The sequence below is a fragment of the Bradyrhizobium sp. Ses1 genome (genome assembly GCF_059512365.1).
Map to the genome: position 1 here is coordinate 33416 of NZ_JCAMOQ010000013.1, position 22434 is coordinate 55849.

Consider the following 22434-nt stretch of genomic DNA (forward strand, 5'->3'; position numbering starts at 1 on the left):
ATTCAGCGATGTCCAATCCAAAGCTTCAGGCGGTCCTCGACCGCATCGACGCCGATTTCGACAACAGCCTGGAGCGGCTGTTCTCGCTGCTGCGGATCAAATCGATCTCGGCCGATCCGGCCTTCGCGGCTGACTGCAAGGCGGCGGCAGAGCACCTCGCCAAGGACATCGCCACGCTCGGCTTTGCGGCTGAGGTCAGGCCGACCGCGGGCCATCCCGCCATCGTCGCCAAGGCCAATGGCGGCACGGATGGCCGGCCGCACGTTCTGTTCTACGGCCATTACGACGTGCAGCCGGTCGATCCACTTGATCTGTGGCACCGTCCGCCGTTCGAGCCCGTGGTCACCGATCATGCCGATGGCCGCAAGATCATCGTTGCGCGCGGCGCGGAGGACGACAAGGGGCAGTTGATGACCTTCATCGAAGCCTGCCGCGCCTGGAAGCAGGTCGCGGGTTCGCTGCCGGTCGACATCACCATCCTGATCGAGGGCGAGGAGGAGGTTGGCTCGAAGAACTTCGTGCCGTTCCTGGAAGCCAACAAGTCGGAGTTCAAGGCCGATTTCGCGCTGGTCTGCGATACCGGCATGTGGGATCCGAACACGCCGGCGATCACCACGTCGTTGCGCGGCCTCGTCTATGACGAGGTCAAGATCAAGGCCGCCAACCGCGACTTGCATTCCGGCGTGTTCGGCGGCGGGGCGCAGAATCCGATCCGCGTGCTGACCCGCATTCTCGGCGGCTTGTTCGACGACAATGGTCGCATCACCATTCCCGGCTTTTACGACGGGGTGAAGGACCTGCCGGCGGATGTACTGGAGCAGTGGAAGAAGCTCAACCTGACGCCCGAGACTTTCCTGAAGCCGATTGGGCTCTCCGTGCCGGCCGGCGAGAAGGATCGTCTTCTGATTGAGCAGATTTCCTCGCGCCCGACCTGCGACATCAATGGCATCGTGGGCGGCTATATCGGCGAAGGCTCGAAGACGGTGATCCCGTCGCTCGCCTCGGCCAAGGTTTCGTTCCGCCTGGTCGAAGGGCAGGATCCTGCCAAGATCCGAAAGGCGTTCCGCGATTACGTGACGGCGCGGATCCCGGACGATTGTTCGGTTGAGTTCGGCGACCATTCCAGCGCGCCCGCTATTGCGCTCGACTGGAACATGAAGCCGCTCGCCGCCGCCAAGCGCGCATTGACGGAAGAATGGGGCAAGGAAGCGGTTCTCATGGGTTCCGGCGCATCGATCCCGATCGTCGCCGATTTCAAGCGCACGCTCGGCCTCGATTCGCTTCTGGTCGGCTTCGGGCTCGACGACGACAACATCCATTCGCCGAACGAGAAGTACGACCTCAAGAGCTTCCACAAAGGCATCCGCTCCTGGGCCCGGATTCTGGCCGCGCTCGCGGAGGCGCCGAGATAGCGGCGTTGTCGTCACGCGCGGGCTTGACCCGCGCATCCATCGAAACAGACTCTTCGCGAGGTTGATGGATTGCCGGGTCGAGCCCGGCAATGACTGATCCACCAAAAGCTAAAACGCCGCCCGGAATTGGGCGGCGCTTTTATTCGGTAGTGCAGAGGTTGTTGGAAGCAACCTTACACGAAAATCCCGAAAATTCAATTGCGGAAGCTCGGGTCGATGCGGTCGAGCTTGCGCAAGAGCGGCGGCCAGACCAGCGTTGTCGAGCGCAGTTCGGCGCGGTCGGGATTGGAGAGCAGCGCGGTGTTCTTGTCGATCACGGACTGCTCGACCGGGTAGACGGTCGGGCCCAGCATGCGGGTGCGCACCTGCATGGTGCAGGCCCGCTCCAGATGGTACATGCGCTCGAAGGCGGAGGCGACGGAGCGGCCGACCGTCAGCGTGCCGTGATTGCGCAAGAGCATATGGTTCTTGCTGCCGAGATCGCGCTGCAGCCGCGGGCGCTCGTCATGATCGAGCGCGATGCCCTCATAGTCGTGATAGGCGAGATCGTGGGTGACGAGCTGGGCGGTCTGGTTCAGCGGCAGCAGCCCTTCCGGATCGCTCGAGACGGCGGTGCCGTCAGGCGTGTGCAGATGAAGCACGCAGCCGGCGTCCTCGCGCACCTCGTGGATGGCGGAATGGATGGTGAAGCCGGCGGGGTTGATGTTGTAGTCGGTCTTCGACAGCAGATTGCCGCCCAGATCGACCTTGACCAGGCTGGAGGCCGTGATCTCCTCGAACATCAGGCCGTACGGATTGATCAGGAAATGATGCTCCGGCCCCGGCACGCGCGCGGAGATGTGAGTGTCGACCAGATCGTCCCAGCCATACAGCGCCACGAGGCGGTAGCAGGCGGCGAGGTTGACGCGCTGTTGCCACTCGGCATCCGTCATATCCGAGGACACTTCCTTCAGGCGAGCTTCCGCTGGCGACATGACCGGCTTCTCCCATGTGTTGATTTGTCAATGGGAAGCGTAGCCTTGCCGCCGGCCGGCAGCAAGGCAGGTTCGGCGTGACTGATATGCCCTTGTGCGCGGGCCCTACGGCGCAGGAATCGCGAGCAGGCTCGAAATGCTTCGGCCGCGGATATCGTAGACGCGGGCGAATACGACATCATCGCGCTTGATCTCGACCAGCACGGGCGCGGTCAGGCCCTTGCAGTAGAACTCGCCGAGCGTCATGGCGAAATCGGCGGATTGGCTGTCCCAGCCGATGGTGAAGTCCGGGCCGAGCGCAACCTGCGCCGGGCGCTGCGGGCCGCAGACGGCGACCTTCCATTTGCCGTTAAGCGGCGGAATTTCCTGTCGCTCGATCAATTGCTCGCGCAGGCCATCGGAGGCCTGCTTCAGGGCTAGACCCCAGTAGTCCAGCATGAACAGGTCGTCGGCACCGCGGACCGTGCCGGCGATATGGTTGAAGTGGGTATATTGGTAAGGATGGAGCCGGATCATCTCGCTGAGCGGCAGCAGCAGGCCGAAGGTGAAGACGGCGAGCGCCACCGGCTGCCAGCTCCGACGCTTTTCGCCGAGCCAGTCCATGGTGCGGGCGAAAGCAAAGCCGGCCAGCACCGTCATCGGCGGGATCACGAAAATGAAATGGCGGATGCCGTTATAGAGCGCCGGCCGCTTCACCATTGCGATGACCAGTGGAAGCGTTGCCGCCAGCGTCAGCATCAAGAGGATGGTCTTGCGCCGCGCGGTAACGTCGGCGCGCGACAGCGACATCAGGCTCATGACAACAGCTGCGACCAGGAGGCCCAGCAGCACCTCGGGAAGCTGCAGCGCGAACAGCGTCGGCAGATAGGACCACGGCATATCCGGCACCGAGACCAGCGCGCCGTCGAACATCTCCTTCCAGGGTTTCTCGAAGAAGTGCGAGAAATAGGTCACGGCCTCGAGCGGGTGGCCCGGTTCCATGATCGACCACGGCCAGATCAGGCCCATCACCAGATAGCCGAAGATCAACCCGGGCAGCAGCACGTAGACCACATGGCCGAAGCGATGCGCCGCCTCGCGCGGGCCTTGCTTGCGAACTTCTTCAAGCAACAGCGGCACGAAACCCACCGCGGCGTAGATCAATGCCAGACCGCCGAGAACCCGGCAGCCGAGCGAAAGCCCGGCGCCAAACCCGACGATCAGGATGGTGCGCGGCGAGGGCGCCGGATACTCCTCGGCAAGACGCACAAGGCCCATCAGCAGGATCATCATCGCCACCGCGAATGGCGCATCCTTCGGGTTCATGAACATGTGGCCGTAGAAGGTCGGGCACAGCGCGAGCAACAGGAGCGCGGCAAGGCCGGCCAGGGGACCGCCCACGCGGCGGCCGAGCCGCCAGGTGACCGCGAGCCCGATCACGCCGACGACGGCGCCGAGCAGCCGGCGGGTTTCGAACAGTTCGAGCGGGATGACCTTGTGGAGCAGCGCCGCCGCCATGTCGAAACCGCCGCCATACATGTACAGATTGGCGAACGACAGCGCGCCGGTGTCCTTGAAGCCGGAACCATACATGCGCAGCAGGAGGTCGGCGTATTCGGCGTGGGTGTAATCGTCCCAACCCAGCCCGTAATCACGGAACGTGAGGCCCGCGATCAGCGCGACCGCGCTCAGCACGATGATCGCAAGATCATCGCAAGTCTTTTCCACCGAGCGCCGCGTGGGCGTTTCGATGGCAGAAGTCGTAATGGATGACATGGCTATTGGTGACCCGGCGTCCCTCGGCCCTAGTGGCGCTTTAGGGCCTCATTCCCCGGCATCCATATAGCGCAGTTCCACTAACGAGTAATTGGGAATTGTGGCGTAATTTACTGATGCGTCGCAGCAATTTGGCATCAATTCGTAGCCGGTAAATCTACGGGGGGCGCGTTGCCGGCCGACTGTCCTGAGAGGCGAACAGAGCGGTAATCCTGTTCAAGATCCGGATAGGAACCGTCTCCGGAATTGTTGGTTGGCGATGCACATAATATGACGGTATCGTGGAATAGGGGGCCGGCGCGTAGATTTAGCGCGGTTTTCGGGGGTGAGTTTGATGATGGTCGGGATGTTGGTCGCGGGTTTTGGCCTGCTTTTGGCGGGCCTGCTGGCGATCGGCTATGGCATTCAATACAAGGAATTCAGCGTCGGCAGCACGCTGATTCTCTCCGGTGTGTTCGGGTTCTGCACCGGCCTGATCATGTTCGGCCTCTGGCTCAATGTCCGGGAGCTGCGGAATCTCGCCCGGCGCCTGGGCACGGGGGTGCCTGAAGAGGCGTTCCGCGAAGAGCCGCACCACGAATTCCCGCTGCCACCCGTTGCGCCGCGTGCTGCGGCTGCGCCCGAGGGGGGCTTCCCGTTCAGGCGCGGTCAACCAGCGGCAGACGGTTCTGGGGACGGTGAGCCGGAGGGACCCGCGGCGGCCGGTGCGACCCCGCCGCCCTGGTATCACGAGGCTGCCGCGCGCGATCGTGCCCGCAACGAGTTGCCGCCCGTCGCTCCGCCAGGTGCGGAACCGTCGGAGGTTGGCCCGGCAGGTCCCAAGCGGCGCAACCTGATGTTCTCCTCCACGCGCAAGGAGCGTGAACGGGCCCAGCCACGCACAGGCGAGCCTTTGACGCCCGACATGCTCTCGCCGGAGCCGCGTTCGAATCCACTGGCGCCGGCCGCCGAATCGGGCGAGTCGCAGCAGGTGAACTTCGATGACAACTGGCCGAGACCGGAGCGGCAACGACCGTCCGACCTTCCGCCGCGCCGCGCGCCCCGCATGCCCTCGACCCCAGGCGAGAGCTCCAGCGCGCCGTTGGCCGACCGTCGTCCGCCGCAGCCGCAGGAGCAGCCGCCGGTGACGGTGCTGAAATCGGGCGTCGTCGACGGCATGGCCTATTCGCTCTATTCCGACGGTTCGATCGAGGCGCAGATGCCGGAAGGCATGATGCGCTTCGCCTCCATCGACGAGCTGCGGTCGCATCTCGAGCAGCGTTCGTCATAGATCGGGAAATACTTGCAATCGCGCGTCTTGAAAAATAAAGCCGCGTCGTTCTTGCTAGATTCCCGGTAATCCGCTCATATTTGGAAGTAATGCGGGGCTCCGCTGATGTATTGGCGTAGCCCGATATTGTCTGCGGTCCTGCCCCTTTGCCAACGTCCAAGCCTCAAGAGAAGGTTGCGCGATGACCGATGCCACCGGCAAAAGCCCTGTCGAACTGACCGCCAACATCGTATCGGCCTATCTCAGCAACAATCCGACCCAGGCCTCGGAGATTCCCAACCTGATCAGCCAGGTGCATGCCGCGCTGATGCGGGTTGCCAGCGGACGGACCGAGGCGCCGCTCGAGCCGGCCAAGCCCGCGGTGTCCGTGAAGAAATCGGTTACATCAGAATATTTGGTCTGCCTGGAAGACGGTAAGCGATTCAAGTCGCTGAAGCGTCACCTGCGCACGCAGTACAACATGACGCCGGAACAATACCGGGAGAAATGGGGATTGCCGGCCGACTATCCGATGGTCGCGCCGAACTATGCGGTGGCGCGCTCACAGCTCGCCAAGAAGATGGGCCTCGGCCAGCAGCAGCGGAAGCGGAAGTAGCATAGCCTTTCAGGCGAAGTGCCTGAAGAAAGCGCGTCAAAAGAGCTAGGAAGCGGCGGTCGCGAGCGTCTCGCGTGCGTCCGAGCGGATACGCTCGATCATTGAGCGAAATCCGTTGGAGCGCTGCGGCGTCAGGTGATCGCGGAACCCGAACTCATCGAAGATCGCGGCCGCATCCGTCGCCAGGATTTCCTTGGGCGTGCGGTCCGAATACAGCGTGAGCAGGATCGCGATCAGGCCGCGCACGATATGCGCATCGCTGTCACCGAGATAATGCAGCCGCGGCTCGCCGTTGGCGGCGTGATCGATCTTCCTGGAGAGCCAGACCTGGCTCGCGCAACCCTGCACCTTGTTGGCCGCCGAATGCTCTTCTTCCGGCATCGGCGCAAGGGTGCGGCCGAGTTCGATGACGTACCGGTATCGGTCGTCCCACTCGTCGAGCAGCGAGAAATTCTCCCTGATTTCGTCGATCGTCATCGTCACCCGCGTCCCATCACTCCAATCGTTATATAGGGTCGCGGGCGGCCGAATGCGATGAAAATGCAGCCGGTTCCGGCTTATTTTGCGGTCACGGCGCGGGCGGCGGCCGCCATTCGATGGCCTGGTCGTCGGCCGTCAGGGTGTCACGGGACGCAACCAGGGAGACCTCGGCATCCTCAGGCGAGCCGATCGAGCCGGTGTGGTCCGGCGACTTCTTGTCGATGATGATCTGATAGATTTTCCTTGCACCGTCGGTGGCGCGCTGACCGATCACGGTCGCAGCCTGGCCGCCGACCTCGCAAGCCGCAGGCTGGCGCTTGCAGAACTGGCCCATGTCGCTGACAGCAGCGGTCGCCGCCTGCACGGCTTCGGCGGCGCCGATCTGCGGCAGCTTTTCCGATTCAGGTGTTTTGTCCCTTGGCAGCAGCACGAGCACGAGCCCGAGCCAGAATGCCATGCGCAGCAGGAAAAACATCTCGCGACCCCGTCATCTTCGTTTGCGGTTGATCCGCAATTCGCACGTGACTAGCAGCGGTCAATAAAACGCAAGTGTTTGCCTTGAAGTTAAATCGTCGAAAATTCGCGGAAAATGCGTGCCGAAATGCGCGGGCGCGTTGATTCGCTGTAAATTTTCGATTGATGCCGGCGAGCAGCACGAGCCCGGTCTATCCACCATTTCGAAACCATAAGGTTATCGATCGCGGAAACCTTGCGTTCACCATCCGCGCCAAATGCGCCCGCTGTGATGTGCAAAAGCCGTGCGAATGCACGGAGTCTGGCGGCCGGGCGCTGTGCCTTAGCGTTCGCTTAAGTTCACTCTGACACGGTGAGTCCAAGATGAAGGGGGCGTTCCGACTCGTCTTTGACGCAGGATCGGAAAGCGCGAAAGCCGTGAGTGTTTTGAGTATTATCCGCGATTGTCTCGATGCCCTGCTGCATCCGTCGGCGAGATATGATGCGTTGACGCGGGCGCGGCATCGCGCCTTCATGGCGCCGCGTCTGCTCGGCAGCCTGGCGGCGTTCGCTGCGTTTCCGGTCTATCTCGCGCTGCGCGGCGCGCCGACTGCGATCGAGGTTGCCGCTTTCGCGTGGCTGATCGCCCCGATCCTGTTGTCCTGGTTCCTGTCGCGCACCGGCCGCTATGAAGGCGCGCATGTGCTGTCGTCGCTGGCGCTTGCCGTCTTCGTCATGATTGTGGCGGCGGCCACCGGCGGGATCGCATCCTTTGCCGCGGTCTGGCTCATCGTCGTTCCGATCGAGGCGGCGCTGTCGGCCTCGCGCCGTGTGGTGGCATTCGCTTTTGCGCTTGCGATGTCATGTGCGGCAGCCTTGATCGTGCTCGGCCATTTCCAGCTGCTGCCGCCGTCAAATCTGAGCGCGCCATTGCAGGGCGCCTTGATCGGGTTCGGCGTCGTTTCGGCGACGCTCTATGCCGCGGGTCTTGCTTTCGGCGCGGAGTCGCTCGCGCGCACCAGCGTGGCGCTGCTCTATCGCGAGGAAGAACGCTACCGTCTCCTGGCGCACAACATGAGCGACGTGCTGTCGCGCCACAGCCGTAACGGCGCGGTGCAATTCATCTCGCCGGCGGCGGAAGCGATGCTCGGCATGGCGGCGCCGCGGCTGATGGGGCACGGCCTGTTCGATCGCGTCCATGTCGCCGATCGTCCGGCCTATCTCACTGCGTTGTCGGATGCAGCACGGGGCGGCGAGGGACGCAGCGTCGAATTCCGCCTGCGGCGGGAGGCGCCGCGCGGTTTGATGCAGTCGGCGGATTTCATCTGGGTCGAGATGCGCTGCCGGCCGCTCGATCAGGCCGCAGGCGAGGGCGAAGTCGTTGCCGTGATTCGCGACGTCACCGATCGCAAGATGCAGCAGGAGGCGCTGGAGCAGGCGCGCAACGCTGCCGAGCAGGCGGACGCGTCGAAGACGCGGTTCCTCGCCACCATGAGCCACGAATTGCGCACGCCGCTGAATGCCATCATCGGCTTCTCCGACATGATCGCCCAGGAAGACGTGCTGATGCTCGATGCGGCGCGCCGCAAGGAGTATGCGCAGCTCATCCGTGATTCCGGCCAGCATTTGTTGTCGGTGGTGAACGGCATCCTCGACATGTCCAAGATGGAAACGGGCACCTTCGAGATTGCGCCCGAGCCTTTCGCGCCGCGCCCGGCGCTGCTCAACTGCTGCAACCTGCTGGCGCTGAAGGCGCGGGAGAACGGCGTCGATCTGATCACCCGCGCGCCGGAGGATCTGCCCATGATGAACGGCGATCCGCGCGCCTTCAAGCAGATCACGCTCAATCTCGTATCCAACGCCATCAAGTTCACCGAGCGCGGCGGCAGCGTCACGGTGTCGGCTGCGGTCGAGGGATCGCGGCTGATGCTCCGCATCACCGATACCGGCGTCGGCATCGATGCTGACGATCTCAAACGGATCGGCAATCCCTTCTTCCAGGCCGGCAAGACCTATCAGCGCCGCCATGAGGGTACGGGACTTGGGCTGTCGATCGTGAAGGGCCTGGTCGGCTTGCACCAGGGCGAGATGAGTGTAGAGAGCAAGCTTGGCGAAGGCACCACCGTGACGGTGACGCTGCCGCTCTCGTTTGCGCCGCCGCCAGTGCAGGAGCCTTCCGGCAAGATCGCGACGCTGAAGCCCGCGTTGCGATCGGGATTACAAGAACAAGCCCAGCAGGTGAAGAAGAGTGCCTAGAAAAGTCGCCGACGATGACGAGATGCCGCGCCGCCGCCGTCGTGGCGCGCAGGCGGTTGCGATCGAAGCCGAGGAAGAGCGCGGCCTCGTGATGCGCGTGCTGCTGCACAGTCCGAAGGACACGGTCGCCGCCGTGCTCGCAGCCGGCGCCGTCATTGCCATCGTCACCAATGCCCTGTTCTTGCAGGCCGGCCGTCATCCATCGCCGATGTTCGGTTCGGTCGTGACGCTGCCGCCGCCGGCGCCCGCCGTCACCAGCCCGCTGCCGCGTTCGCGACCTGTCGAGGCGGCTGCGCGTCCGGTTGAATCTCAGCCGGTGGAAGCAAAACCCACCGAGCCTGCGAAGCCTGCCGAACCAAGGGCGGAACCGCGGGTCTCCGACTCCAAGGCTTCTGTTTCCAAGACTTCCGATTCCAAGACTTCCGATTCCAAGACTCCCGATCCCAAGACTTCCGACCCGATGACCAATCTCGTGCTGAAGTCGACTTCAGCCCCGCCGGCTCCGGCAAATGTCATCCGGCCGCCTGCGCCGATCCCCTCGCGCGGCGAGACCACCCAGAGTGCGACATCGAAGCGTATCGCAGCGGTGCAGCGGGCGCTCACCGAATATGGCTACGGCCAGCTCAAGCCGACCGGCACCATCGGTTCCGATACCCAGGCCGCAATCGCCAAATTCGAGCGCGACCGCAAGCTGCCGGTGACCGGCCAGATGTCGGACCGAGTCGTGCGCGAACTCTCGGCAATGATCGGACACCCGGTAGAGTAGCTCCAGATTTGTAATGACAATGTCATTGCAAACCTGATATGATCCGCTCGACAAGGAGAGTGGACCATGCCTACGGCCGCGCGTGACACGCTGAACATGCGGATCAAGCCCGAGGACCGGAATCTGTTCGATTGGGCGGCGAAGGTTCAGGGAAAGACGCGTACGGATTTTATCCTTGAGGCGGCTCGACGCGCTGCCGAGGAGGCACTGCTCGATCGCGCCGTGATCCAGGTAGATGCCAGGACCTATGCCGATTTTGTTGCGCGCCTGGAGGCGCCACCGTCGCCAAGCAAGCGCTTGAAGCGGACGATGCAGACCAAAGCGCCGTGGGAATGACGCTTCACGCGCCTTTGCCGATTGATGGCAGCCACGATGTGTCGGCTTTCTCGTGTGGACATCCCAGTCTTGATGACTGGTTGAAGCGTCGCGCGTTCGCCAACCAAAAGAGCGGCGCGTCACGAACTTTTGTCGTCTGCGATGAAAAGCGTGTCGTCGCCTACTACGCATTAGCGGCAGGCGCACTGGCCTGCTCGGAGGCTACGGGAAAGTTCCGCCGCAATATGCCGGACCCGATACCGGTCGCGATTCTCGCCCGCCTTGCCATTGATGTTGGCTTTCAGAAGCAGGGCCTGGGACGCGCCCTGTTCCGCGACGCCTCCTTGCGCATCCTCGCCGCAGCAAGTGCCATCGGGATACGAGGACTGCTCATCCATACGATCTCTGAGGAGGCAGTCAGGTTCTATCGCGCCATCGGCGTGGAAGCCTCACCGGCAAATCCGCGGACGCTGATGATGACCTTGGCCGACCTGCAGGCGGCGTTGTGAAGCGAACACGTCAGCGCTCGCGGAAAGCCCGGACAATCTGGTCGGAGAGCGGCTTGATGAAATAGGACAACACGCTGCGATCATGGGTCTTGGCAAAGATTTCGGTCGGCATTCCCGGCAGAAGTCTCGCGTCTCCCAATCGCGCCAGCTCCTCGGGCGTGATCGCCACCCGTGCGGTGTAGAAACTCTGGCCGGTGCGCTGGTCCGATGTCACGTCTGCCGAGATGCGGCTGATCGTGCCCTGGATTTCCGGCGTGGTGCGCTGGCTGAAGGCGGAGAACCGCAGGCTTGCGGCCTGTCCGACATGGAGCTGATCGATGTCTCCAGGCGAGATCTTGGCGTCGACGGTCAGAAGATCGGCCTCCGGCACGATCAGCATGACCGGTTCGGCCGGGCTGACCACGCCGCCGACCGTGTGGACGCTGAGCTGGTGCACGATCCCGTTCTGCGGGGCGCGGATGTCGACCCGTTTGAGCTGATCCTCCGCTGCCACCTTGCGTTCGATGAATTCTCCGATCTTGCCGTCGATCTCGCGCAGCTCCTTGGCGACCTCGCTGCTGAGGTCCTGATCGATCTGGATGATCTGCAATTCGATTTCGGTGACCTTGCCGCGCACCTGTGCCGTCGCGGCCATCGACTGCGCCAGTTCGCCCTTGAGGCGCGCGGCTTCGCGCTCGAGAACCGTCAGCCGGCTCATCTGGATCAGGTTCTTCTCCCAGAGAGTCCGTACACCCGTGAGCTCGCGTTGGATCAGTTCGATCTCCTCCGCCTTGGCCTCCTGCAGGGCGGCGTAGCCACGGATTTCATCTTCGAGCTGCGCGATGCGCTGGCGGAGCTGCGACTTCTGCCCCCGGCGCGCGGTGGCTCTGAGCTCGAACAATCGGCGTTCGCTGTCCAGGGCCGTGACGAACTCCGGCGAGGGGCGATCGAGCAGCTCGGACGGGACCACGACGTGCTCGGCGCCATCGCGCTCGCTGCTGAGGCGGGCCTTGCGGGCGCGCATCTCATCCAAGCCTTTGGCGTAGATGGCAAGGCCGGCCCGCAGCGCGGTCTCATCGAGTCGCACCAGGGTATCTCCGGCGCGAACATGATCGCCTTCGCGGACCAGCAATTCTCCGACGATGCCGCCGGTCAGATGTTGGACTTTCTTCACATTGGAATCGACGACAACCGATCCGGACGCAGTAACTGCGCCTGACAATTCCGTGGTGGCGGCCCAGCCGCCGATGCCGCCGGTCAGCACGAGCGCGATAACCATTCCGCCGATCAGATGGTGGCGCAGGCTGCGGTCTTCGCCGCGAAATGTGCTCTCGGTCATGTCGATGCCGCGGTTTGAGGAACGACCTTGAATGGCCCTGCGGGGGGTGGTTCTCGTCGGGTCAGCATCGACAACACTTCGTCCTTGGGGCCAAAGGTTTGCTGCCTGCCGTTGGCCATCGTCATTACGAAGTCGACGGCAGCGAGCGCGCTCGATCGGTGCGCGATGATCACGACGATGCCGCCCCGAGCCCGAACCGCGAGGATCGCGCGGGTCAACGCCTCTTCGCCTTCGGCGTCCAGGTTCGAGTTGGGTTCATCCAGCACGACCAGGAAGGGATCCGCATACAGGGCGCGGGCGAGTGCAACGCGCTGCCTTTGGCCGGCGGAGAGGCGCGCGCCCTGTTCGCCGATCTGTGTGTTGTATCCCTCCGGCAAGCCGACGATGAGCTGATGGATGCCGGCTGCGTGTGCGGCCGCGAGCACCATTTCCATCGGCGGGGTCGGGACAAATCTCGCGATGTTCTCGGCGATGGTGCCTTCGAACAGCTCGACGTCCTGCGGCAGATATCCGATGTGAGTTCCGAGCGCCTCGGGTGACCATTGCTCCAGCGCAGCGCCGTCCAGTCGGACGACACCGCGCGACGGCGGCCATGCGCCGACCAGCGCCCGGACCAACGAGGATTTTCCCGATCCGCTGGCGCCGATGATCCCGAGCGCGCTGCCCGCCTTGAGGACGAAATTGATGTCGGTCGCCAACGGCTTTTCGGATTCCGGAGCCGTGACGGAGAGTTTTTCCGCAAGCAGCGTGCGGCTCGGTTCGGGCAAGGGCACCTGGGTCGCGGGCGCTGGGATGGCTGCCAGCAGTTTCTCCAGTCGCCGCCAGCTCTGGCGCGCCGCAACGAAACTCCTCCAGTTGGCGATCGCGAGGTCGACGGGCGCGAGCGCGCGGCCTGTCAGGATCGAGCTGGCAATGATGATTCCGCCGGATGCCTCCTGGTGGATGACGAGGTAGGCGCCCACCGCAAGGACGGCGGATTGCAGCATCATGCGCAGCATGCGTCCGACGACGCCGAAACCGCCCGAGATGTCGCCGGCGATTTTCTGCTGCCGGCGATAGGCATCGCCGAGCTCGCGCCAGCGCGCGAGCAAACGCGCGGACATCCCCATCGCAGCCAAGACTTCCGCATTGCGCCGGCTCGCCTCGGCGAGCCGGTTACGCGCTGCGGCATGGATTGACGCCCTTTGCACCGAGCGGCGGGACAAGCGATCGGTGAGCAGCGTCAAGATCACCAGCACAAGCGCGCCGCCGAGCACGGTGCCGCCGATCAGCGGATGGAACGCAAAGCAGATCACGAGATAGATCGGCAGCCACGGCAAATCGAACAGTGCTGGCAGGCCAGCCCCCGACAGCACCGACCTGATGGTGTCGAGGTCCCGGACCGGTTGCAGCCCATCGCCGCCGCCGCGGGTGCGGAGCGGCAGGCGTATCACGAGATCATAGACGCGGTCGCTGACACGCCAGTCGATCTGGTTTCCGATCCGAAGCAGCATGCGTCCACGCGTCAGCTCCAGCATACCCTGGAAGACGAACAGCATGGCCGCGATGATGCTGAGACCGACAAGCGTGGGCACGCTGCGGCTCGGCAGCACGCGATCATAGACTTCCAGCATGAACAGCGAGCCGGTCAGGCTCAGCAGGTTGATTAGTCCGCTGAACATCGCGATTGCGATCAGCGCGGCGCGGCAGGATGCTAGCGCTAAATGCAATTCCGATTCCGCGGCAGGACGGTTTGCTTGCGCGATTGGCATCACGGGGAATTGCTCCGCAGATTGCAGGTGAGGGGCGCGGTTTGAAAGCATGGATGCGGAGGCGGGGAAGAACCCGTGCCTCCGCAAGTCCAAGGGCAAGTCCACGGCTTGGTGACGGACGGGGAATGGCCCGTCCGTCAGGATCGCCATCAGACCAGATACTGGTGGATCAGTTGTAGCTGACCACCCTCGACCTGTTCGCCGCCGACGTTGAAGTGCGCCTGGGTATCGATCAGGTAGACGTTCTCACCGGCGTTGCCGAGGATGTGCGAGACGTCGATGACGCCGGACGATTCCTCGTCCTGGGTCAGGAAGTTCGCGCCGCCCGAAGTGAAGCGGCTCGGATCGTGCTCGGCGAGCTGTGTCAGCTTGTCGGTTGCCGGATCGTACTGCCAGACCTTGCCGAGATGCGCATTGTTGCCGACGTCCTCGCAGAGAACGATCTTGCCGTTCGCGTCGACCGTGAGGTTGTCGAACATCTGCTGCCCTTCGGTGCCGTTGAGCAGCAGCTTGATGGTGCCGCCCGCGGCCGGGTTGCTGGCATCGTTGAAATCCAACGCCCACAGCCGGCTCGGAGCATTGAAGGCGTCCGTCGTCACGAAGTAGAAGCGGTTCGGGTTGAGCGTGTCCCAGGCACCGTCTTCCGGACGAAGGAAGCTGGTGACGCCGGCGGCCTCGCTTGCGGCATCGATCTGAGCGCCGGTCATGCCGCTGACGTCGCCGAGATCGATCATCGAGAAGGTCGACTTCTCGTCCGTCCCGAGCGGGGAGGCGGTGTTCGGCTCGTTGTTGTTCAACGCGCCTTCAAACTCGCTGACGTGAATGCCGAAGAAATGGCCGCCGGTCAGGCCGGCCTTCTCGACGGCGTTACCGGTCGCCTTCTTGTCGCCGGCATAGAAGTAGACCTGGCCATTCTGTCCATCGTCGAGCGCCGCGACCACGGTCTTGTCGCCGGTATGCGCATTGGCAACCACATTCTCGAAGGACATGTTGCCGAGCCAGGCGAGCTCATAGCTATTGCCGTCCTGCGCGCCGCCTACGATATGGGCGAATGCCCGCCCTTCGACACCGGACTCTTCACCGTTGAGATAGAGCCTGCCGTTGAAGCCGAGACCGGTTTGCGCATTGTAGAACGCGCTCTGATCGGCAAGATCGGCGGAGCAGAAGCGGTTGAACGATACCGGGCTGTTGCCGCCGTTGTGGTCGACATAGCTGTTGGTCGTCGTGTCGTAGAGCCAGACGTCGTGGATGAGGTCCTTGCCCGACACCGCCTGCAGCGTGGTCTTGTCGAACACCCATTCCGAGATGAACGCGCCGGTGCCGCCATGAGCGCGCGCAACGCCCAGGTTTCCGCCGATCTCGTGGTTCATCAGGACGGTGAAGGTCCCGTCGCCATTATCGAACGCGCCAAGGCCGTCGGGAATGCCGGCCATCTTGTAGCCGCCCACGCTGTCACCCGCCGTCAGCAGCGACTGGGTGTAGACATGGGAATCGCTGCTGACGAGATAGGGCGTCTGCGAGCTTGACGGCCCCTTGACCTCATCGGCGATGATGAACTGTTCGGCATGAAGGTTCGCGATCCGCGTATCCTCGATGACGAGCTTGTCGCCATTGCCGAAGCTGATCTGAACGTCGTGGCCGACCTGTCGGGCGGAGTCGATCAGCGCCTGAAAAGAGGCGACATGGAAGTCGCGGATATCGATGCGGTCGCCGAGATCGAGATGCTCGATCGTGTCGACGCCCATGCCCTTGCGGAACAGAAACTTGTCATTGCCGTCACCGCCGCTGAGTTCGTCTTTGCCGGCGCCGCCAAGCAGCAGATCCCGTCCGGGGCCGCCGAACAGGCGGTCATTACCTTCGCCGCCGATCAGGGCATCGTTGCCCTTTCCACCGAACAGCGTGTCGTTGCCTTTGCCTCCGTCGATCAGATCGTCGCCCCGAAGGCCGAAGATGATGTCATTGCGGTCCGACCCGAAAAGGTTGTCGTCGCTTTTCGTTCCGAACAGCTTCTTTCCGCCGTGGTGACGCGCGTGATGGTATTGATGACTTCCTGACATTGCTTTCCCCTGGAAAATGGATCGTAGCCCGGTCCGTTAACCAATCGGTCATGACGGTCGCGCGACATCGGGATGAAGTTGCAATCGCCAGAGGCGGAAACTCGCCCATCTGCGGCAAATGATGTCGATTTTCTCGGGAAATTCGGCTTGTTTTAGTTGCGTGACAAAGAGTCGCGGTGTGTGGGTGCCTTGTGGAAAAATTGGCAAATCGGGCGGTTCTTGCGAGGCCACGGCTTGCCCGGTTCGTTTGAGCGCCCCGCACAAAACGAGCGGAGAAGCACTGGCGCTGATCTCGCGGCCGGCTTATCGTTGTGCGATGCGATTGAAATCGAGCATCTGGGTGTCCGCATATCTGCGGCGCTGTCAGAAGGAAGGCGTGTTCGGTGCCGTGCGCCGGCGCGGCGCGGAGGAGGCGGGGGCGGTGTTCGTCAAGGTGGCGCTGCTCGACGGCAACGCCATGCTTTACACGCCGGCGCCGCAGACAGCCTACGAAGACAGCCGGCCGTTCGACCGTATCTTCGTGCCGATGACGAAGGAGCCGGTGCCGGAATCATCGGTGGAGCAACGGCTCGCCAAGGAAATCCGGTTCGATCCCGATGTCTGGGTCGTCGAGACCGAGGACAAGGCCGGACGGCACTTTCTCGATCTGGCGAAGGGTTAGAGCGTTTCGGGCGAAGTGGAGACCGGTTCGCGTGAAGAAAACGCGTCAAAACAAGAATCTAGAGCTTCGGTTCTGATTCAATCAGAACCGAAAATGCTCTAGCGTCCGGAGCTCTGCGAGCGGATCGCGGGCGCATCGCCCGGCTGACCCGCCGGGCGCCTGTCGGCAGATGTGGAGCGTGCGCGATGGCGTTCGTCATCGTAGAGCGAGGGGCGATATTTGGCGCGCGCGACCGCCATGGTCGAGCCGCGCCATGCAGCGAGCATGATGAGCGCCGTGCGCTCGCTCAGCCGATCGTACATTCGCGACAAGCGGAATACGTAGTGCACCGATGAACCCAACGCCGGATTGAGGAACATCAGCACCCGCTGGAACGCCGGGCTCGGCATGTTCAGCGCTCTTGCCGCGCAGGCCAGCGGCTCGCCGCCGGGATCATTCACCACCTGCTCGGCGATGCGCGACGGCAGGATCAGGGCTTCGCCGACCTCGCGCGCGAAATTCTCGATGTCTTCGGCGAAGGCCGCCATTTCCAGGATTTCGATGGCGCGCGCGGCGCGCGCTGCAGGAATCCGGGCTGATGCCTTCAGCGGCGTCTGCACGATGTTCTGCAGGATCTGGACCCGTTCGCTGGCCGTCGCGGCGAAGAACATGTCGGTGATCTCTGCGGCATCGTTGGGCCGCATTGCGAGGCTCGCTGCCATCCGAAGCTGCGCTTCGGTCGAGGGTTGGACCGGCAATGGTGGAGACGGCGGCGCAGCGATTTCAGCGGCGACCGGCAACGGCTGGTCCGGATCGGTGCGCCGCAGGCTAAGCTTGCCGAGAAGCTCCTCCGGCGTCGCCGGATAGACCGAGAGCCGCGCCCGCACCGCCGCGCGCGTCGCATCGTCCACCTGGTCGATCAGGCGCGAGGCAAGTTCGACGAACTGCCGCTCTTCATCAGCCGAATGAGCCTTGGCCTGCACATAGAGGTCGGTGAGCACGCGCAGCAGCGTAGGACGGATGTCGACGCCCTCGCGACGAGAGAGGGTCATCAGCCCGTCGAGGCCTGGAATGACTGGAGCTGCGCTCATGGGAAGGCGTACGCGACTTTCGAGAATGCGCAAAACGTTCTGACGCCAGCCTATGTCGGCGGCTTTAAGAGCCGGTTAAGGAAAACGAGCCGTGAAGGCATCCGTTAAAGTGTGAACTATCTGACGGAAGCGATCTGGCGAATAAGGCACACTCGCCACATCGGTAATCGACCGGCGGCTCCGATTAAGAGGTCGTTAACCACGTGCGGTTCTTAATCCGGACGTCGCCTGGCAAATCATCGCCGCGCGGCAAGCAGAGAGAACAGAAATGGGCACCATCATTGAGTTTCCGGCGGATGCGGCTTCGCGGCGGCTGGGCGCAGTCATGGGTGGCGCTGCAAGCGATGGCATGGGGACTGTTCTGATCCTTCCCGTTATCCGGATTGAGCGCGTAACCGAGCAGAGCGACGGTGGACGCGGGCCGGCAGAAGGTGCAGCGCCTCGTCGCCGTCGTCGGCGGCGCACCTGACGATTGGACGTTTGAGATGCGGAAGGGGGGTCTTCCGAGCCGGAGCACGGGACGCCGTCGCGCACGCCCGGTAGTGGCGCTGCTGCTGATCGGCACGGCGCTCGGCGGCTGCAGCGGCGGTGATTTCGGCCGCACGCGCGCCGACTTCCGCAACGACGACATGCACCGCTGGCTCGGTGCGGAAGCGACCGGCAGCATCGGCATGAGGCCCTCGCAGTTCCAGCTTACCGAGAACGAGCGCCAGCTCCGCGATCTCGCCTATCCCTTGATCGAGCCGCCGCATTCGCGGCCGGCCTGGAAGAGCGTGTTCGGCGATTATCAGCCGTTGCCATCGCCATGGCGACAGAAGGTGGTGTTCGACCGCACCGCTTACGGGCGGGCGCTGATCGATGAGCCCCACCGCGCGCACACTTCCCGCTACATGCAGCTGATCGACGACGTGCGCGACGACATCACGCGTTTCGACCCTTTCTTTGCGACGGCGTGGCGCGTCATCGAGCTCGACCGCAAGCGCAATGCCAGCCTCGGCATGGTGTCGGACCTGTCGCCGCGTGAGCGGGCTGACGCGATCGCGCGGATGGAGGAGAACACGTTGATCGTGCAGTGGGTCCAGCAATGCCTGGAGCGGCGGATCTCGTCCTATCGCTGGGCGCTGGAGCGGTTGGTGATCCAGGCGCCCGATAATGTCGCGGCCGACGCCGACCGCCTGATCGGCGAGCTTGCCGTGCTGACCGCCAATCCGCCGGTCGCCGCCCAGCCGCCGGTGATCGGGCACGCTACGGTCGTGAAGGGCTAGCGTTTCGACGGCCGTGCCGAGGGCGCGGGGGCGGGGAGCGGGATTTCGGCCTGCTTGGGCGCCGGCGGCTCGGCCTGCACCTTGCAGCTTGCGGCCGCGAGCGAGGCCTGGGCCTGCGGCATCAGGCCGGGCTCGGCCGCCAGCGCCTTCAGGAGGATCAGGCCGGTCGTGGTCGGGGAATCGATGATCAGTCGGTCGGCGGCGGTGACGTCCTCATCCTCCGGCAGCTCGTTGTGCTGCGCCTCGGTCATCAAATCGAGCTCGATCACCTTCTTGCCGGCGGAGCGGTCGTTGATGGCGTAATAGGCGAGCTCGTTGCGAGTGTAGAACGACACCGAGGTATAGGCCTGGCTCACCGGCACCGTCAGCTTGATCGGCCCGGTCGAGAGATCGTAGCGGCAGATCGCCATTGCGAATGCCGGGTCCATAAACGGCATCAGCGAATTGCCGGGATCCGCTGATGGCAGTGGCGTGACCGCGTTGAGCTTTGTGATCGGCGTCAACCGCGAATAGGCGTCCTGCGAGGCGATCCGCGGCAGGGCCAGCACGCTGACGAGGTGCACCACGCCGCCCAGCAGCACGCCTGCGATGATCGTGAAGGCGAGGCGGATCATGGGCAGCCCACCGTCGAAATCGTCGGCATCGGCGCGTCGCGCTGGGTCCGCGTCGCCACCCCGACCGGCGTATCGTAGAGCCGCAGCATCAGCGCGTAACGCTCGATGCCGCCCGTCGGCAGCCAGTTGCCGGCGCGCGAGCGCGAGGCGATGCGGATCTCGAAGGTGCCATCGGATGCGCGGATGATCTCCTGGCTGGTGAAGCCGTAGCGCTGTAGCGAATTCGCCACCAGACGGCCCTTGTTGTCGAACAGCGTCAGCGTCCAGAACCGCGCCGGCGGGGTGACGCCGCTGACGACGACGTCGCAGCGTCCGTCGAGCGGTTTCTTGTTGTCATCGGTGGTGGCGGTGAAGCCGATGCCGTCGCCGGTGCCAACAGGCAATTCGCCCGAGCGGGCGATGATCGCGCGGTTGTAGGGGTCGATGTCGGATGTGCCGTTCCGCGGCCGCGCGGTCCATGCGCCGATCTTCAGCGTGCCGATATTGGTGCCGCGCGTCGCGGCGACGTAAGTCGAGCCGAGCCCGATCCCGGCGGCAACGATCAGCGCGAGCAAGGTGATGAGGATCAGCCGCACGGCCCTACAGCTCCGAAGCGATCACTGGCCGGATCATGCTCTAGTTCTTGCGCGGCATCGGTGGCGCCGCCTGGTCGCCGGCCGCCGTGATGTAATTCTCGGGGAACGCCAGTGCGCTGGACGACGGCTTATCCGGTTGCGCCGGCGCGTTGGACGACGTCTTGCCCAACGTCCTGGCCGCATCGTCGAGCATTTTCTCGACCCGCACCAGGATATCGGCGCCGCGCTTGGTCAGCACTGGCGGCGGCCCGGGCTTGGTCTCGAGTATCTTGGGCGCGGCATTCGCCTGCGCCGCCGGCTCCTTCGGCAGTTTCTGGCCCATGCCGATGCCGGGAATTTCCCGGACCTCGACGCCCTGATGCGCGGCGACCATGATGTCGTGCCAGGTCTGTGCCGGCAGCGAGCCGCCAGTCATACGATTGGTTGGCGAGTAGTCGTCATTGCCGTACCAGACCGCGCAGGTGAAGTTGCCGGTGTAGCCGACGAACCAGGCGTCACGATAGGCGTTGGTGGTGCCGGTCTTGCCGGCGGTCGGAATGCCGTCGAGCGCGGCGCGGCGGGCGGTGCCTTCGCTCACCACGTGGCTCATCATCCCCGCCATGTCGGCGGCAACGGAGGCCGGGATCGCCTGCCGCGGCTGCGGACCGTCGCGGTCCCAGCGCCAGACCAGGTCGCCGGCGCCGGTGCGGACTTCCAGCACCGAATGCGGCGTGACGGACCGGCCCCTGTTCGGGAACGTCGCGTAGGCGACCGCATGCTCGACCACGGTGACCTCGTCGGAGCCGATCGGCAGCGACGGCGTATCCGGCAGCGGCGCCTTGAGGCCGAAACGACGGGCCACTTCGACGATCTTGGCGCGGCCGGCCTTCGGGCCTTCCTTGCCACCGAGCGCGATCGAGAGTTTCACCGGCACGACGTTGATCGAGCGCGTGATCGCCTGCGTCAGCGTCACCGAGCCGGAATAGGAGTGGCCATAGTTCTGCGGGCACCAATTGCCGATGCACACTGGGCCGTCGACGATCTTCGAGTTCGGCGTGAACCCGTTCAGGAGCGCCGTGGTGTAGACATAGGGTTTGAACGACGAGCCGGGCTGCCGGTAGGCGTCGGTGGCGCGGTTGAACTGGCTGGCGCCATAGTCGCGGCCGCCGACCATCGCGCGCACGCCGCCGTCGAGATCGGCGACGACGGTCGCCGCTTGGGTCGCGTGATAATCGCGGCCGAACTGGCGAAGCTGGTTCTCGATCGCTTCCTCGGCGGCGCGCTGCACGTTCATGTCGATGGCGGTACGGACCACGAACACGCGCTCGGTGTAGGATTTCGGGAAGGTGTCCACGAGCCTGCGCATCTCGTCGAATGCCCAGTCGAGATAGTAGTTCGGCGAATTCTCGTCGCGCCGGTCGACCGCCACAGCGGGATTGCGGCGGGCGCCGAACACCTGGCCCTCGGTCATGAAGCCGGCATCGACGAGGTTATCGAGCACGACGTTGGCGCGGGCGCGCGCCGCCGGCAGGTTGATATGCGGCGCGTATTTGGTCGGTGCCTTGAACAGGCCGGCGAGCATCGCGGCTTCCGCCAAATTGACGTCGCGCGCCGACTTGTTGAAGTAGAAATGCGCCGCGCCGTCGACGCCGAAGGTGCCGCCGCCCATATAGGCGCGGTCGAGATAGAGCTTCAGGATCTCGTTCTTGCTGAGGCGGTGCTCGAGCCAGATCGCCAGGAATGCTTCCTTGATCTTACGCTCGATGGTGCGCTCGTTGTTCAGGAACAGGTTCTTGGCAAGCTGCTGCGTGATCGAGGAGCCGCCCTGGCGCACGCCGCCGGCTTGCGCGTTGGTGACAAGCGCGCGGGCGGTGCCGGCGATGTCGATGCCGAAATGGTCGTAAAAGCGGCGGTCCTCGGTGGCGAGGGTGGCCTTGATCAGAACGTCCGGAAAGTCTTCCAGCGGGATCGAGTCGTTATGCTTGATGCCGCGGCTGCCGATCGGATTGCCGTAACGGTCGAGGAAGCTCACCGCGAGATCGGACTTCTTCAGCCAGTCGTCATCGGCGGTTTCGCGGAACGCCGGGATCGCCAGCGCCAGCAGCACGACCATGCCGCCGAGCCCCATGGTGGCGGCTTCCGACAGCGGCTCGATGAACACCCAGCGCTTCCAGCGGCCGACATAGAAGCGGTCCATGAAGGTGGAATAGCGCTCATAAAGCTCACGCAGGCCCCTGGCGGAGGAGAACAGCGTGGAGTCGATGCGCGCATCCAGGTCCAGAAAGAAGTTCCGGAGCTTGGTCGTCCACTGCGGCGGTAGGATCTGGCGCACCGGGGCCCTTGCTCGTTTAGAAACCGC

21 protein-coding genes and 1 pseudogene are annotated in these 22434 nt (G+C 63.9%); 10 read left to right on the forward strand and 12 right to left on the reverse strand.

The genetic code is table 11. The features are described 5' to 3' along the window. The first annotated feature begins 8 nt into the window (after positions 1-8). The gene (locus tag AC5ZG5_RS17290) at positions 9-1412 is read left to right on the forward strand and encodes a M20/M25/M40 family metallo-hydrolase (protein WP_130227230.1); all 1404 of its coding nucleotides are present in this window, start codon (positions 9-11) and stop codon (positions 1410-1412) included. Between the two features lie 194 nt (positions 1413-1606). Here the strand turns inward: AC5ZG5_RS17290 and AC5ZG5_RS17295 are convergent, their stop codons facing one another. Together AC5ZG5_RS17295 and AC5ZG5_RS17300 are read right to left on the reverse strand one after the other, a co-directional pair. After that, complete coding sequence (locus tag AC5ZG5_RS17295) at positions 1607-2386, reverse strand: class II aldolase/adducin family protein (RefSeq protein ID WP_028166166.1); 780 nt, start codon at positions 2384-2386, stop codon at positions 1607-1609. 105 nt (positions 2387-2491) lie between these two features. Next, positions 2492-4141: a glycosyltransferase family 39 protein gene (locus tag AC5ZG5_RS17300; protein WP_456642975.1), complete on the reverse strand. Its 1650-nt coding sequence runs from the start codon at positions 4139-4141 to the stop codon at positions 2492-2494. Positions 4142-4475: 334 nt separating this feature from the next. On the opposite strand from AC5ZG5_RS17300, the gene AC5ZG5_RS17305 reads away from it, so the two are divergent. Both AC5ZG5_RS17305 and AC5ZG5_RS17310 read left to right on the forward strand, forming a co-directional pair. Next, a complete protein-coding gene (locus tag AC5ZG5_RS17305) occupies positions 4476-5411 on the forward strand; it encodes a DUF308 domain-containing protein (protein ID WP_456643051.1) in 936 nt (311 codons plus the stop codon). 181 nt (positions 5412-5592) lie between these two features. Then, a complete protein-coding gene (locus tag AC5ZG5_RS17310; RefSeq protein WP_028166163.1) occupies positions 5593-6006 on the forward strand; it encodes a Ros/MucR family transcriptional regulator in 414 nt (137 codons plus the stop codon). 45 nt (positions 6007-6051) lie between these two features. Here AC5ZG5_RS17310 and AC5ZG5_RS17315 read toward each other — a convergent pair whose 3' ends face one another. Together AC5ZG5_RS17315 and AC5ZG5_RS17320 are read right to left on the reverse strand one after the other, a co-directional pair. Next, positions 6052-6483: a SufE family protein gene (locus AC5ZG5_RS17315; protein ID WP_130227227.1), complete on the reverse strand. Its 432-nt coding sequence runs from the start codon at positions 6481-6483 to the stop codon at positions 6052-6054. A gap of 91 nt (positions 6484-6574) precedes the next feature. After that, on the reverse strand, positions 6575-6961 hold the full coding sequence (locus AC5ZG5_RS17320; RefSeq protein WP_130227226.1) for a DUF5330 domain-containing protein: 387 nt from the start codon (positions 6959-6961) through the stop codon (positions 6575-6577). A 416-nt stretch (positions 6962-7377) separates the two neighbouring features. Here AC5ZG5_RS17320 and AC5ZG5_RS17325 point away from each other — a divergent pair, with 416 nt between their 5' ends. The 4 genes from AC5ZG5_RS17325 (at position 7378) to AC5ZG5_RS17340 (ending at position 10785) form a co-directional block, all read left to right on the forward strand. Next, positions 7378-9195 (forward strand): sensor histidine kinase, encoded by a 1818-nt coding sequence (locus tag AC5ZG5_RS17325; protein WP_456642974.1) that lies wholly within the window; start codon positions 7378-7380, stop codon positions 9193-9195. Then, on the forward strand, positions 9188-9961 hold the full coding sequence (locus AC5ZG5_RS17330; RefSeq protein WP_456642973.1) for a peptidoglycan-binding domain-containing protein: 774 nt from the start codon (positions 9188-9190) through the stop codon (positions 9959-9961). Before AC5ZG5_RS17325 ends, AC5ZG5_RS17330 begins: the two co-directional genes overlap by 8 nt. A gap of 66 nt (positions 9962-10027) precedes the next feature. Further along, positions 10028-10297, forward strand: coding sequence for a type II toxin-antitoxin system TacA family antitoxin (locus AC5ZG5_RS17335; protein WP_456642972.1), 270 nt, complete (start codon positions 10028-10030; stop codon positions 10295-10297). Then, the gene (locus tag AC5ZG5_RS17340; protein WP_456642971.1) at positions 10294-10785 is read left to right on the forward strand and encodes a GNAT family N-acetyltransferase; all 492 of its coding nucleotides are present in this window, start codon (positions 10294-10296) and stop codon (positions 10783-10785) included. The genes AC5ZG5_RS17335 and AC5ZG5_RS17340 overlap by 4 nt, the downstream gene beginning before the upstream one ends. Before the next feature lie 10 nt (positions 10786-10795). Here AC5ZG5_RS17340 and AC5ZG5_RS17345 read toward each other — a convergent pair whose 3' ends face one another. The 4 genes and pseudogenes from AC5ZG5_RS17345 to AC5ZG5_RS17360 all read right to left on the reverse strand — a co-directional run. Further along, entirely contained in the window at positions 10796-12103 is a 1308-nt protein-coding gene (locus tag AC5ZG5_RS17345; protein WP_456642970.1) for an HlyD family type I secretion periplasmic adaptor subunit, read from the reverse strand. Next, complete coding sequence (locus AC5ZG5_RS17350) at positions 12100-13854, reverse strand: type I secretion system permease/ATPase (RefSeq protein ID WP_456642969.1); 1755 nt, start codon at positions 13852-13854, stop codon at positions 12100-12102. The genes AC5ZG5_RS17345 and AC5ZG5_RS17350 overlap by 4 nt, the downstream gene beginning before the upstream one ends. Before the next feature lie 149 nt (positions 13855-14003). Continuing rightward, complete coding sequence (locus AC5ZG5_RS17355; protein ID WP_456643057.1) at positions 14004-15599, reverse strand: phytase; 1596 nt, start codon at positions 15597-15599, stop codon at positions 14004-14006. A gap of 69 nt (positions 15600-15668) precedes the next feature. Next, positions 15669-15911: pseudogene (locus AC5ZG5_RS17360) on the reverse strand (calcium-binding protein); the annotation flags it as partial. Positions 15912-16227: 316 nt separating this feature from the next. On the opposite strand from AC5ZG5_RS17360, the gene AC5ZG5_RS17365 reads away from it, so the two are divergent. Beyond that, complete coding sequence (locus AC5ZG5_RS17365; protein ID WP_130227221.1) at positions 16228-16572, forward strand: DUF1491 family protein; 345 nt, start codon at positions 16228-16230, stop codon at positions 16570-16572. Positions 16573-16670: 98 nt separating this feature from the next. On the opposite strand, the gene AC5ZG5_RS17370 is transcribed toward AC5ZG5_RS17365, so the two are convergent. Further along, positions 16671-17603 (reverse strand): DUF2336 domain-containing protein, encoded by a 933-nt coding sequence (locus tag AC5ZG5_RS17370; protein ID WP_456642968.1) that lies wholly within the window; start codon positions 17601-17603, stop codon positions 16671-16673. A gap of 307 nt (positions 17604-17910) precedes the next feature. Between AC5ZG5_RS17370 and AC5ZG5_RS17375 the strand changes: the two genes are divergently transcribed. After that, positions 17911-18111: a hypothetical protein gene (locus AC5ZG5_RS17375; protein WP_080663886.1), complete on the forward strand. Its 201-nt coding sequence runs from the start codon at positions 17911-17913 to the stop codon at positions 18109-18111. Positions 18112-18127: 16 nt separating this feature from the next. Further along, a complete protein-coding gene (locus AC5ZG5_RS17380) occupies positions 18128-18907 on the forward strand; it encodes a hypothetical protein (protein ID WP_456643050.1) in 780 nt (259 codons plus the stop codon). Here AC5ZG5_RS17380 and AC5ZG5_RS17385 read toward each other — a convergent pair. From AC5ZG5_RS17385 to AC5ZG5_RS17395, 3 genes are read right to left on the reverse strand one after another with little or no spacing between them, the layout of a single operon-like run. Next, positions 18904-19521, reverse strand: a complete 618-nt coding sequence (locus tag AC5ZG5_RS17385) for a DUF1254 domain-containing protein (RefSeq protein WP_456642967.1) — start codon at positions 19519-19521, stop codon at positions 18904-18906. The genes AC5ZG5_RS17380 and AC5ZG5_RS17385 overlap by 4 nt on opposite strands. Further along, a complete protein-coding gene (locus AC5ZG5_RS17390; RefSeq protein WP_028166152.1) occupies positions 19518-20096 on the reverse strand; it encodes a DUF1214 domain-containing protein in 579 nt (192 codons plus the stop codon). The genes AC5ZG5_RS17385 and AC5ZG5_RS17390 overlap by 4 nt, the downstream gene beginning before the upstream one ends. A 40-nt stretch (positions 20097-20136) precedes the next feature. Next, entirely contained in the window at positions 20137-22407 is a 2271-nt protein-coding gene (locus tag AC5ZG5_RS17395) for a transglycosylase domain-containing protein (RefSeq protein ID WP_456642966.1), read from the reverse strand. Positions 22408-22434 lie beyond the last annotated feature (27 nt).